Origin of the sequence: Streptomyces sp. CA-142005, from assembly GCF_050942335.1 — a bacterium.
Taxonomy (GTDB): domain Bacteria; phylum Actinomycetota; class Actinomycetes; order Streptomycetales; family Streptomycetaceae; genus Streptomyces.
On sequence record NZ_CP192078.1, the window covers coordinates 3,374,915 to 3,386,852 of the forward strand.

Sequence of the window (11,938 nt, forward strand, 5' to 3'; positions counted from 1 at the left end):
AGCGCAGCCTGTTGCCAAATCGAAGACAGAATTCCGCCACCCGGTGCCGCAAACATTGGCCGGAGAACGACCCTTCAGCGTTCCGCGCCGACCGGGTCGTCTGTACGGCCCAGGTCGCACGAGGTGGGGGATGACTCATGGAATTCCGGCTTTTGGGACCGGTGGAGGCGAGGGACGGTGCGCGACGCGTCGCGCTGTCGGGCTCCAAGGTGCACACGGTGCTGGCCGCGCTGCTGCTCGCCCGCGGCCGGGTGGTGAGTGACGAGCGCCTGAGCGGGCTGCTGTGGGGGTGGAGTCCGCCCGCCACGATGAACGCCCAGATCTATACGTATGTGTCGCGGCTGAGGAAACTCCTGGGTCCCGGCGTCGACCTGGTCCGTCGACAGCCCGGTTACCAGCTGATCGCCACCGACGCGCAGGTCGACGTGCTCGAGTTCGAGCGGCTGGACCGGCTCGGCCGCCAGGCCCTGGAGGAGCGGCGGTTCGAGGAGGCGGCCGGTGCTCTCCGGCGCGCGCTGGATCTGTGGCACGGCCCGGCGCTGGCCAATGTGACACCGCATCTCGCCGAGGCGGAGCTGCCGCGGCTGGAGGAGGCCCGGACCAGCGCCCTGGAGCACCGGATCGACGCCGATCTGGAACTCGCCCGGCACGAGCGACTGGTCCCGGAGCTCAGAGGGCTGGTCTCCGAGTTCCCGGTGCGGGAGAGGCTGCGGGCCCAGCTGATGACCGCCCTCTACCGCTGCGGACGGCAGGCCGAGGCGCTCCGGGTGTTCCACGAGGGCCGCGAGGTGCTCGCCGAGGAACTCGGCGTGGACCCCGGCCACGACCTGACGGCCACCCATCAGGCGGTCCTCAGCGGAGAGCTGAGCCACACGCCACGGCCCGCATCCGCGCGGGTGTCCCCGGCCTCGCCGCACACCACGCCGCCGGTCATGGTGCCGCCCGCACTCGCCGACTTCACCGGCCGGGAGGCCGAACTGGCCGAAGTCTGCACCGAGTTGTCGTCCGAGTCCGGTCACCGCGGCGCCCGTTCCCGGGCGCGCCGCATACTGATCACCGGTATGGCGGGGGTCGGCAAGACCGCGCTGGCCGTGCAGGCCGTGCACGCCGTGGCCGACGACTTCCCCGACGGCCTGCTCCATGTCCGGCTCCGCCGCGAGGACGGTACGGTCAAGGACTGCGCCGCCGCCCTCACGCAGTTGCTGCGGGCCCTCGGCGAACCCTGTGACGACACGCCGGCACCCCATGGCGGGCCCGAGCAGCTGGACGACCTGATCCGCCGCTACCGCACCCGTACGGCGGGTCGCCGGCTGCTGATCCTGCTGGACGACGCCACGGACGAACTTCAGCTCGACGCGCTGCTTCCGGCTACGACCGACGCCGCCGTCCTCATCACCAGCCGCAGCAGACTGTTCGCCCTGCCCGGCTCCCGTACCGTCGCGCTCGACCCCATGGGGACCACGGAGTCGCTGGCCCTGCTCGCGGCGATCGCCGGACGAGCACGGATCCTGGTCGAACGCGATGCCGCCAGCGTCGTCTCCGAGGCCTGCGCCGGTCTGCCGCTCGCCCTGCGGGCCGCCGCCACCCGGCTGGCCGCCCGTCCCCACTGGCCCGTGGCCCGGCTTGCCCGGCGCCTGTCCGATCCGGCCCTGCGCGTCGAGGAGTTGTGCACCGGGGACCTGGACGTACGCCGGAGCCTCGGTTCGGCACTCCACCGACTTCCGTCCGACGAGCAGGAGTTGGTCCGCACCCTGGCTCCCGGGGCGAGCGGGACGTTCAGCGCGGCCGCCGCCCTGGACCTCGGCCTGCCCGAGGAGATGGCCGAGGAACTCCTGGAGCGGCTGGTCGAGAAGTCGTTGCTGGAGTTGGCGGGCATCGACGCCGATGGCGCGCCTCGATACCGCTTCCACGAGCTGATGCGGCTGATCGCGGCGGCCCCGCACGAGTGCCGCGCGGAGCTCCGGCTGACCCGGGCGAGTTGAACCGAGTGCCGTGGGTAGGGCTGGCCCTACCCCAAGTCTCGTTCCTGCCGCACTGCGCCGAGGTGCCCTCGCACGGTTTCGTGGAGTCACCGAGCGGACGAGGGAGGCGGCCCCTGATGACGGGATGGCTCGCGGAGCACATGGCGGCGCACGGGGGCTCCGGCATCCTCGCCGTGGTGCTGCTGCTGCCCGCGCTGGAAGCGGCGCTGCCCATGGTGGGCGTGCTGCTGCCGGGGCAGACGGCGGTGGTCCTGGGGGGCGCGCTCGCCTGGCGGGGCCACATCACCGTCGAGGCGGCGCTGCTCACCGCGGTCGTCGGCGCGGTCCTGGGCAATCTGGTGGGGTACGCCGTCGGCCGTCGGTGGCAGGCGTGGGTCCTGGCTCCCCAGCGGGGCCCGGCCCTTCGGCGCCGGTACACCGAGCGGGCCCTCGGCCTGATCGAACGGCACGGCGGCTGCGCGGTGTTCGTCGGACGCTTCGTCGCGGTGCTGCGCACCCTCGTCCCCACCCTGTGCGGGGCGACCCGCATGCCACTGCGGCGCTATCTCCTGTGGTCCGTGGTCAGCGGCGCCGTGTGGGCGCCGGCGTTCGTCCTGATCGGCTACCTCCTGGGGCCCGCCGGACCCGGCTGAGCCCGCACAGCTTGCTGCCGACGCAGCCACCTGCCACACGCCGGACCCGGCACCTCCGGTTCCCGCGCAATCGCCGTATGAATGCCGTTTTCCGATGATTTCCGTCCCGCCGGGTGCGCGGGAGGACCGACACCGAACAGTAGGGACAGATGAACAAGGACGCGATCCAGATGCGCTCCGTCAGCAGGCGGTACGGGTCGGGCGAGAACGCGGTGACAGCGCTCGACCAGGTCTCGCTCTCGTTTCCCGCGGGCACGTTCACCGCGGTCATGGGCCCCTCCGGCTCCGGCAAGTCGACCCTGCTGCAGTGCGCCGCCGGGCTGGACCGCCCCACGTCGGGCTCGGTCACCGTGGGCGACACCGATCTGACGAAGCTGAACGAGACCAAGCTGACCCTGCTGCGGCGCGACCGCATCGGGTTCGTCTTCCAGGCGTTCAACCTGATGCCGTCCCTGACCGCCGAACAGAACGTGGCGCTGCCCCTTCGGCTCGCCGGCCGCCGCCCGTCCAGGGCCCGGGTGCGCGAGGTCCTCGACCAGGTCGGCCTCGGCGACCGGGCAGGCCACCGGCCCACGGAGCTGTCCGGCGGCCAGCAGCAGCGCGTCGCCCTCGCCCGCGCCCTGATCACCCGCCCCGAGGTGCTGTTCGGCGACGAGCCGACCGGTGCCCTCGACTCACAGACGAGCCGTGAGGTGCTGAAGCTGCTGCGCGGCATGGTCGACTCCGAGGGCCAGACGGTCATCATGGTCACGCACGATCCGGTGGCCGCCGCGTACGCCGACCGCGTCGTCTTCCTCGTCGACGGACGGGTCAACGGCGAGATGCTCGGGGCGAGCGCCGACGACATCGCCGCGCGCATGACCAAGCTGGAGGCCGCGCCGTGCTGAGTGTCGCCCTGCGCACCCTGCGCACCCGCTGGATCACCTTCGTGGGCAGCTTCGTCGCGCTCTCGCTCGGTGTCGCGCTGATCGCCGTGATGGGCCTGGCCCTCGCCTCGTCGCTGGACGCGCCCGACCGCAAGCCGGAGCGGTTCGCCGCCGCGCCGGTCGTGGTCAAGGGAGCGGACTCCCTGCGGGTGTCCACCCCGATCGGCGAGCGGGTCCAGAAGCTCGCCCAGCCGCGCGCCGTGCCGGCCGGGGTCCTCGCGAGACTGAAGAAACTCGGCACCGTCGTGCAGGACCGGTCGTTCGCCGTACGCGCCCAGGGCGGGCCGGGCGACCTGGTGGGCCACCCGTGGTCCACGGCCCGCTTCGCCCCGTACGAGATCGACGGGGGACGCGCACCCCGCGCGGCCGACGAGGTCGTCGTCAGCGGCGACTGGGCGAGGCAGGGCGAGCGTGTGCGGACCGATCGCGGCACCGTGCGGGTGGTCGGGAACGTCGCCGCACGCGGCTTCGAGCACGCCGTCTTCTACACCGACGCCCGCGCCGCCCGACTGGCGCCGGTCAGCACCCAGTCGGTGGTGGACGCGGACGCCGGGGCGGTGCGCGCGGCGGTGCGCGGCAGCGACGGCGTCCGGGTCCTCACCGGTGACGGGCGACGCTACGCCGACGCGGACCCCGACCGGGACAGTGAGGCGCTCACCGCGATGAACGCCATGTTCGGCACCGCGGGCGGCGTCACCACCTTCGTCTCGGTCTTCGTGGTGGCGTCCACCTTCGCGTTCTCGGTGGCGCAGCGACGCCGGGAGTTCGGGCTGCTGCGTACGGCCGGGGCGACTCCGGGGCAGATCCGCAGGATGGTGTTCGCCGAGGCCTTCCCGGTCGGCGTGCTCGCCTCGGCCGCCGGCTGCGTGCTCGGCGCGTACGGCGCGCCCCGGCTGGCCACGTGGGTGGTCGACGGGGGCCTCGCCCCGCGCTGGTTCCGGATCGGCGCCGCCACCTGGCCGTACTGCACGGCCTTCGCGACGGGTCTGGTCGTCGCGCTGTGCGGGGTGGTGGCCGCGTCCTGGCGGGCGGGCCGCACCGGTCCCACCCAGGCGCTGCGCGAGGCGTCCGTGGACAGCCGGACGATGACGTGGGGCCGCTGGCTGTTCGGCGCGGGGCTGCTGCTGACCGCCGTCGTGACGCTGGCCATGGCGCTGTTCAGCGACCCGGGTGACCTGCTGCACCGCAAGACCTACGTGAGCCGGCCGATGCTGCTGATCACCGCGGTGGCGCTGCTCGCGCCCGTGGTGGTGCGCCCGCTGACCCGGCTGCTCGCCTGGCTTCCGGCCCAGCTGCCCGGTGCCGGGGGCATGCTGGTGCGGGAGAACGCCGCCGCCGGCGTGCGGCGGACCGCCGCGATCGCGGCGCCGGTTCTGGTCACGGTCGCGCTGGCGGGCTCGCTGCTCGGTGCCACCGCGACGCTGAACGAGGCGAAGGCCACCGAGACGCGCGAGCAGACGACCGCCGCTTTCGTCGTCACCCCGGCGGGTGACACGGGCTTCGACCCGGCGACCCTGCGCACGCTGCGCGAGGTGCCCGGCGCCGAGGTGTCGGCGACCTCGTCCAGCGCCGTCTACGTCCTGGAGGACGGTGTGGCGCTCAACAGGGACGAGGCCCGCGCGGCGACCCCCGGCCCGCTCACCGCGACCACCCGTCTGCCGATCGCCGCCGGGAAGGCGAGCGACCTCGACGACGGCTCGATCATCGTCAACGAGGAGTGGCAGCAGCACACCGTCGGACAGCGGGTGCGGGTGTGGCTCGGCGACGGCACCGAGAAGACACTGCGGATCGCCGCGGTGATGACCGCCGGGACCGGCGACAACGGCGTCTACGTCACGCCGCGCAACGCCCCGGGCGCACCCGTCGACCGGGTCGACGTGGCCCTCGCCGACGGCGCCGACGCCCACGCCGTGGCCGCCGGGCTGCGGGCCGCGGTGCACGCCTCGGGCGGTCAGGTGCTCACCAGGGCCCAGTGGGTGCGGGCCAGTTACCCCGAGACGAACCGGACGACCCGGATGGGCTTCCTGCTGGTGCTGGGCATCGCCCTGCTGTACACCGGCATCTCGCTGGCCAACACCATGGTCATGGCGACCTCCGACCGGGTGCGCGACCTGGCGGTGCTGCGGCTGGCCGGGGCCACCCGGTGGCAGGTGCTGCGGCTGGTGGGCGCCGAGGCGCTGATGGTCGTGGCGGTCGGCGCGGTGCTGGGACTCGTCGTCGCCGCGCTCAATCTGGCGGGCATGTGGAGCGCCCTGGGCGTGCTGTCGGTGTGGACCACGATCGAACTTCCCTGGACGGCAATCGGCGTGGCCGTGGGCGCCTGCGCGCTGCTCGCCGTGGTCTCGTCGGTCGCGCCCGCCTCGCTCGCCCTGCGCCGCCGGGCGGTGGAACTGGCGGGCGTGCGGGAGTGACCCGCTGACCCGGCGCCGGACGGTACGTTCCCCCGCCCCGGCCGGCGCCGATCCTCCGCGACGCGCGGCTCCATCCCCCGTGGCCCGCGCCGCGGAGCACCGACGGCCGGGACGCCTCTTGAGGAGCGTCCCGGCCGTCCGGTGTTTCCGGGGCGGTCGGGCGGTCGGCCGACGTGAGGGCGTACGCAGGGACGCGCGCGGAGGGCCGCGCAACGCGAGACGGCCGGGCGCCCCTGTCGGGGGTGCCCGGCCGTCTCGTGCGTGCAGGACCCGTGACGGCCGCGGAACCAGGCGGGTCGCTGCCGTGCGACGGGTCCTCGTGTCAGCTCGTTGCGGTGGCCGACGCGTCGGACAGCTCGGCCATCGCCACCGCGATCTTCCGAGGACCGGTGAACGGTTCCCGGCCGTGCGCGGCGAGCATGTTGTCGACGATCAGCACGTCGTCGCGCTGCCAGTCGAAGCGGGTCGTCGCCGAGCGGTAGGCCTCGCGCAGGTGCGCGACCGTCTCGTCCGGGATGCGCCCGCCGTCGCCGAAGTAGGTGTTCGTGGGCAGGTCCTCCTCGGCGAAGATCTCCCGGAGCCCTTCCCGCACCTCCGGTGCCAGCGAGGTGACGTGCCAGAACGTGGCGTGGTTGAACCACACCTCCTCGCCGGAGACCGGATGGGTGCGCACCACCGGCCGGACCGCCGTGGTGCGCAGCCCACCGTCCGCGCGCCATTCGGCCGTGATGCCCTTGTCCCGGCAGTACGCCACGACCGTGTCCCGGTCGTCGCTGCCGAACGACTCCTGCCACGGCACGCCGAAGTCCGCGTGGAAGTTGCGCACCACGCGCCAGCCGCCGCGCCGCGCGAACTCCTCCCGCACCGCGGGGTCGATGGCCCGGTACACCTCGCGGATGTCCGCGAGCGGGGTCGCGCCCCGGGTGTGGGCGGGCTCGATGCAGTAGAAGTAGAGCGTGTTGGGCCAGACCGCCTGGTACGAGTTCTCGTTGTGCAGGAAGATCTCCTCGTCGGCGGGATAGTCCGTCGACGTGTAGACCTGCCCCTTGATCGTGGAGCGCGGCGAGGACCGCTCGGCGTAGCGCAGCGGCCCGCTGCCGGAGAAGGCGTGCACCACCGCGTCGAACCCGTCGACCCCGCCGACCTCGAAGCCGCGCAGCAGGATCGCGCCGCGCTCGCCGAGGACCGTCCGCAGCTTCTCGCGGTGGGCGCGGATGAACTCGTGGACCGGGGTGCCCGGCTCTGCGGTGTACTCGATCGCGGTCATCGGACCAATACCTCTCTCGTGTGCGCGGTACCCGCCAGGTCTTCGTCGTGGTCCCGGACCACGACGGGCCCGGCCGGGCCGGTCTCCCGGGCGAGTGCCGCGAAGACGCCGGCGGGCACCGGCAGGTCCTGCACCAGCCAGGTGCCGGGGCCGCTGCCCTCGGCATGGTGGACCAGCGCTGGACCGTCCTCGGCGGGTTGTGTGTCGATGCTGCTGAGGTCCGTGACGATGCCGACGCCGATCGCCTTGACGACCGCCTCCTTCCGCGTCCAGCACCGGAAGAAGGCGTGCCTGCGCGCCGTGTCGTCGGGCGCGGACAGGACGTGGGCGAGTTCGGCGGCGCTCATCGCGAACCGGGAGGCGCCGTCCACGTCCAGCGGACGGCCGCCCTCCAGGTCCACGCCCACCTGGCGCCCGGCGACCACGGCGAGCAGCCAGTGCGGGCCGGAACGCGAGAGGCTGAAGTCCAGGTCGGTGGGCGGCCAGTCGATCCGCGGCCGGCCGTGCCCGGGGTGGGCGCAGCGCGGACACGGGCGCCTGCCGAAGACCACGTCGCCCGGCGGCACTCCGAGATATCCGGAGAGCACCCGGCGCACGGCCGTGTGCGCGGCCGCGTACCGTACCGCGGCCGCGGCCGGCAGCCGCCCGGCCTTCTTCGACTCCTCGTCCGACAGCGGCTCGGTGTCACCCGGGCCGAGCACGTCGGGGGCCCGGCCGCGCCAGACGTGGACCGCGTCGCCGTCCCTGAGCGATTCGTACGCGGTGGTGGTCATCGCCTCAGTCCGACATCGCGACCAGGATCCGGCGGTCGCCGGTGAACGGGCGGCGGCCGTGGGCGAGCAGGACGTTGTCGATGAGCAGCAGGTCACCGGTGCGCCAGTCGACGTCGACGGCGTGCTCCAGGCCTCGGTCGCGGATCTGGACGACGTACTCGGCGGGAATGGGGCTGCCATCGGCGAAGGTGACGTGCTGCGGCAGGTCCTCCTCGGGCAGGATCTGCACCAGGGCGGCCGCCGTTTCGTCGCCCAGGCCGGCCGGGTGCCACTGGTCGGCCTGGTTGAACCACACCTCGGCGCCGGTGTCCGGGTGCCGGGTGGTGGCCGGACGCACCGAGGAGACGCGGATACCGCCGTCGGCCTTCCACTCCCATGCGGCGCCGGTCGGCTCGAGGAACGCCTCCACCTCCTCGCGGCTGGTCGTCTCGAACGTGTCCTGCCAGCTCTTGCCCAGGCCGTAGCCGTCGTGCAGGTTCTGCACATAACGCACCCCGCCCGCGAAGGCCTCGCGCACCTCGTCGTCGAGGGACTCCAGCCACAGCGCGGCGTCGACGACGGGGGTGGCACCGCCGCTGCCCGGCTGGATCTGGCAGTAGAAGGCGAGGCGGGCCGGCCAGGAGTGGGCGTAACTCATCTCGTTGTGCATGGAGATGGTGAACTCCTGCGGATATTCGGTCGAGGTGTAGACGTTGCTGCCGACCTTGGTGCGCGGCGAGTTGCCGTGCACATAGGCGAGCCGGTTGGGCAGCAGCCGGCCGAGCACCTGGTCCAGGCGGTCAGGACTGGCCCCGAAACCCCGGAACACCAGGCCCTTCTCCTCCGTCAGCATCCGGGTGAGCTCTTCGGGGCCCATGTCGTCGAGCCGGCCGACCAGTTCGTCGGTACCGCCGACGCCCTCGGACTCGATCTCCAGCGGTGTCCAGATGTTCGTCTGCGTCATGGTTCATGCCTCCAGGTCCTTGGTGATGTCGGCGACCAGCTCGGCCTCCCGCTCGGCGAGGTAGAAGTGGTCGCCCGGATAAGTGCGCAGGGCGAAGTCCTGGACGCGGGTCAGCTCGGACCAGGCCAGTACGTCGTCGGGGTCGCAGCCCGGGTCGCCGAGCCCGAGACACGCGGTGATCGGGGCCCGCGTCGGCACGGGCGGCGAGGCGGGGCGGTAGCTCTCGATGAGCCGGTAGTCGGCGCGCAGGGCGGGCAGCAGCAGCTCGCGCAATTCCGGGATGTCGTAGGCCTCCGAGCCCAGCGAGCCCAGCCGGCGCACCCCGGCGACCAGTTCGTCGTCGTCGCGCAGGTGCAGCCCGGTGGGGCGGGAGCGGTGCGGCGCGGAGCGGGCCGAGACCACCAGGCGCCGGGGGACCACCCCGTGCCGGTGCTCCAGCCGGAGCGCGGTCTCGTAGGCGACGGAGGAGCCCATGCTGTGCCCGAACAGGGCGAGGGGCCGGTCGAGATGGGGCAGCAGCGCGGTGGTGACCGCTTCGGCGAGCGTGTCCATGTCCGCGACGAAGGGCTCGGCCAGCCGCTCCTGGCGGCCCGGGTAGCGGACCGCCAGCAGTTCCACGTCGTCCGGCAGGTGGGCGGGCCAGCCGTGGAAGAGCTGGGCGTTGCCGCCCGCGTGCGGGAAGCACACGAGGCGGATCCTCGGCGCGCGGCCGGAGGCGGGGCGGTGGCTCCGCAGCCACAGGTCGTCCCGCGCGGGCCGGTCAGTGGGCCGCGTCGGTGACGGTGTCGGTGGAGTCATCCCGGATCTCTCCCTTCAAGTCCGGTGCCAGTGCGGCGAACAGGGCCAGTACGGCCATGGCGGCGGCGATCGCGCGGACCGTGGGCAGGGCACCATAGGCGGCGAGGAGCAGGCCTCCGGCGAACGAGCCGAGCGCGTTGGTTCCCGAGCCGATGAGTCCCGCGGTGGCGGCGACCCGGCCCTGGAGCTCGTCGGGGGTGGTGCGCACCTGGTAGACGGCGGCGGCGACGTTGAACACGGCGCCCACGAATCCGGTGCCCGCGTACAGCGCGCCGAGCGCCACGGGTTCGCGGGTGAATCCCATGGCTCCGATCAGCACCGTCCAGGTGACGGCCCCGGCGATCAGCAGGGTGCGCTGCCGGATCCGGCGCTGGATCCGGCCGCCCACGAGGGCCCCGCACAGACCGCCGATCCCGCCGATGCCCAGCACGATCGCGAGGGTCGCCGACGGCAGCCCCGCCTCCTTGATCCGCAGGATCAAGGCGAGCGCGAGCATCTGGAAAAGGATGTTGGTGCCGGCGACATAGCCGAACGCCGCGCGCAGGAACCGCTGGCGCCACAGCCAGCGCATCCCCTCGGCGACCTCGCCGGCCATGCCGCGCCGGCCGGCGGTGGCGGTGCGCTCCTGCTGGAAGTCCTTGCGGATGAGCAGCAGGCTGAGGGCGGAGACGAGGTAGCCCAGCGCGCCGAAGCCGAACGGCACCCAGCGGCCCGCCGACTGCAGCAGCACGCCGCCGGGCTGGCCGAGCAGCCCCGCCGCCCGGCCCCGCGCCTCGTTCTGCGAGAACGCCGTGGACAGGTGGGCCGGATGCACGATGTTGCGTACGGCGCCCCGCTCGGCGAGCCGGTAGAACACGGCGAGGGACGCCTCCGTGAACGCCACGGCCGCCAGGTGCGCGACCGTCACCCGGCCCGCCGCGAGGGCGAGCGCCACGCTGCCCACGGCGGCGACCCGGCCCGTCTCGCACACCAGCATCAGCCGGCGCCGGTCCCAGCGGTCCACGAGGGCGCCGGCCGGCAACTGCACGAGCAGCAGCGGCAGCAGCGCCGCCGTGGACACCACGGACATGGCCAGCGGGGAGCCGGTGTGCCACAGCACGATCAGCGGGTAGGCGACCGCCGTGACCCGGTTGGCCAGGAACGACATGCTCGCCCCCGACCACAGGAGCAGGAAGTCGCGGTTGCGGCGCAGCGGCGGGGGCGGGGCCGGGGCCGCGACTGCGGCGGGAGCGGACCCGGGTCCGCTCCCGCCGCCCTCGACGAGGGTCATGTACGGCACCACTCCAGGACCGCCATGGCGCTGTGCATCTTGTTCTCGGCCTGTTCGAAGGCGACGCTGGCCGGGCCGTCGAGCACCTCGGCCGTGACCTCGTCACCGCGGTGCGCGGGCAGGTCGTGCATGAACACGGCCTTGGGGCTGTTCTCCCACAACGCCGCGGTCACCTGGAACGGCGCGAACACCGCCCGCCAGTCGGGGTCGGGCTTGCTGGTGCCGGTGGTCTGCCAACGCGTGGTGTACACGACGTCCAGGCCGCCGGGCAGGTCGGTCATGTCGTGCCGCTCGCGGAACACCGCGCCGTACCGGGCGGCCTGTTCCGCGGCGCGCTCGCGGTAGTGCGGGGCCAGACCGTACCCGGGCGGGGTACGCAGCTCGAACTCGACGCCCGGGAACCGGGTCAGGGCGAGCGCGAGGGCCGACGCGGTGTTGTTGCCCTCGCCGACGTAGAGCACGCGCAGTCCCTCGACGCCGCCGAACTGCCGCCGCAGGGTGGTCAGGTCGGTGAGGGCCTGCGTCGGGTGCTCGTCGGCGCTCATGGCGTTGATGACGGCCATGCGCTCCTGGGAGGCCCAGGCGCGCATCTCGGCGGGGTCGCCCGCGGTGCGGGCGACCAGGACGTCGAGCATGCGGGACATCACCTTGCCGGTGTCCTCGCTGGTCTCACCGGTGTTGAGCTGGAGATCGCCGGGTCCGTACGCGATGATCTGCGCGCCCAGGCGCAGCGCGCCGCTGGAGAAGGCGGTACGGGTACGGGTCGAGGTCTTGCTGAAGTAGACGCCCACGACGTCGCCGGCCAGCGGGGCGGAGCGGGCCGCGGTGCCGGCCGAGAACTCGGCACCGCGGGCGACCAGCGCGTACAGATCGTTGTCGTCGAGGTCGTCGATGGAGATCAGATGCCGTACGGATGCCACGGGTTCCTCCTGGAGG

The 11,938-nt window shown here is 73.3% G+C and carries 10 protein-coding genes; 4 read left to right on the forward strand and 6 right to left on the reverse strand.

Translation table 11 applies throughout. The annotated features are described in order from the left end of the window. The first annotated feature begins 137 nt into the window (after nt 1-137). From ACQPXS_RS16010 to ACQPXS_RS16025, 4 genes are all read left to right on the forward strand, one after another. Nucleotides 138-1,982: a BTAD domain-containing putative transcriptional regulator gene (locus ACQPXS_RS16010; protein ID WP_433449927.1), complete on the forward strand. Its 1,845-nt coding sequence runs from the start codon at nt 138-140 to the stop codon at nt 1,980-1,982. Between the two features lie 116 nt (nt 1,983-2,098). Beyond that, nucleotides 2,099-2,614, forward strand: coding sequence for a DedA family protein (locus ACQPXS_RS16015; RefSeq protein WP_433449928.1), 516 nt, complete (start codon nt 2,099-2,101; stop codon nt 2,612-2,614). A gap of 149 nt (nt 2,615-2,763) precedes the next feature. Further along, nucleotides 2,764-3,501, forward strand: a complete 738-nt coding sequence (locus ACQPXS_RS16020) for an ABC transporter ATP-binding protein (RefSeq protein WP_356303186.1) — start codon at nt 2,764-2,766, stop codon at nt 3,499-3,501. Then, on the forward strand, nt 3,495-5,951 hold the full coding sequence (locus ACQPXS_RS16025; protein WP_433449931.1) for an FtsX-like permease family protein: 2,457 nt from the start codon (nt 3,495-3,497) through the stop codon (nt 5,949-5,951). Before ACQPXS_RS16020 ends, ACQPXS_RS16025 begins: the two co-directional genes overlap by 7 nt. Before the next feature lie 322 nt (nt 5,952-6,273). Here ACQPXS_RS16025 and ACQPXS_RS16030 read toward each other — a convergent pair whose 3' ends face one another. From ACQPXS_RS16030 to ACQPXS_RS16055, 6 genes are read right to left on the reverse strand one after another with little or no spacing between them, the layout of a single operon-like run. After that, the gene (locus ACQPXS_RS16030; protein WP_433449932.1) at nt 6,274-7,218 is read right to left on the reverse strand and encodes a TauD/TfdA family dioxygenase; all 945 of its coding nucleotides are present in this window, start codon (nt 7,216-7,218) and stop codon (nt 6,274-6,276) included. Next, nucleotides 7,215-7,991 carry a 4'-phosphopantetheinyl transferase family protein gene (locus ACQPXS_RS16035; protein WP_433449934.1) on the reverse strand — a complete coding sequence of 259 codons (777 nt, stop codon included), beginning with the start codon at nt 7,989-7,991 and terminating at the stop codon, nt 7,215-7,217. Before ACQPXS_RS16035 ends, ACQPXS_RS16030 begins: the two co-directional genes overlap by 4 nt. A gap of 4 nt (nt 7,992-7,995) precedes the next feature. Further along, complete coding sequence (locus ACQPXS_RS16040; protein WP_433449936.1) at nt 7,996-8,934, reverse strand: TauD/TfdA family dioxygenase; 939 nt, start codon at nt 8,932-8,934, stop codon at nt 7,996-7,998. 3 nt (nt 8,935-8,937) lie between these two features. Further along, complete coding sequence (locus ACQPXS_RS16045; protein WP_433449939.1) at nt 8,938-9,732, reverse strand: thioesterase II family protein; 795 nt, start codon at nt 9,730-9,732, stop codon at nt 8,938-8,940. Continuing rightward, entirely contained in the window at nt 9,695-11,002 is a 1,308-nt protein-coding gene (locus ACQPXS_RS16050; RefSeq protein ID WP_433449941.1) for an MFS transporter, read from the reverse strand. Before ACQPXS_RS16050 ends, ACQPXS_RS16045 begins: the two co-directional genes overlap by 38 nt. Next, on the reverse strand, nt 10,999-11,922 hold the full coding sequence (locus tag ACQPXS_RS16055; protein WP_433449943.1) for an ornithine carbamoyltransferase: 924 nt from the start codon (nt 11,920-11,922) through the stop codon (nt 10,999-11,001). Before ACQPXS_RS16055 ends, ACQPXS_RS16050 begins: the two co-directional genes overlap by 4 nt. Between the last annotated feature and the right edge of the window lie 16 nt (nt 11,923-11,938).

Bases quoted from the DNA above. Each gene is read 5' to 3' on its own strand.
- ACQPXS_RS16010 (WP_433449927.1), top strand. From the start codon at position 138: ATGGAATTCCGGCTTTTGGGACCGGTGGAGGCGAGGGACGGTGCGCGA.
- ACQPXS_RS16015 (WP_433449928.1), top strand. From the start codon at position 2,099: ATGACGGGATGGCTCGCGGAGCACATGGCGGCGCACGGGGGCTCCGGC.
- ACQPXS_RS16020 (WP_356303186.1), top strand. From the start codon at position 2,764: ATGAACAAGGACGCGATCCAGATGCGCTCCGTCAGCAGGCGGTACGGG.
- ACQPXS_RS16030 (WP_433449932.1), bottom strand. From the start codon at position 7,218: ATGACCGCGATCGAGTACACCGCAGAGCCGGGCACCCCGGTCCACGAG.
- ACQPXS_RS16035 (WP_433449934.1), bottom strand. From the start codon at position 7,991: ATGACCACCACCGCGTACGAATCGCTCAGGGACGGCGACGCGGTCCAC.
- ACQPXS_RS16040 (WP_433449936.1), bottom strand. From the start codon at position 8,934: ATGACGCAGACGAACATCTGGACACCGCTGGAGATCGAGTCCGAGGGC.
- ACQPXS_RS16045 (WP_433449939.1), bottom strand. From the start codon at position 9,732: ATGACTCCACCGACACCGTCACCGACGCGGCCCACTGACCGGCCCGCG.
- ACQPXS_RS16050 (WP_433449941.1), bottom strand. From the start codon at position 11,002: ATGACCCTCGTCGAGGGCGGCGGGAGCGGACCCGGGTCCGCTCCCGCC.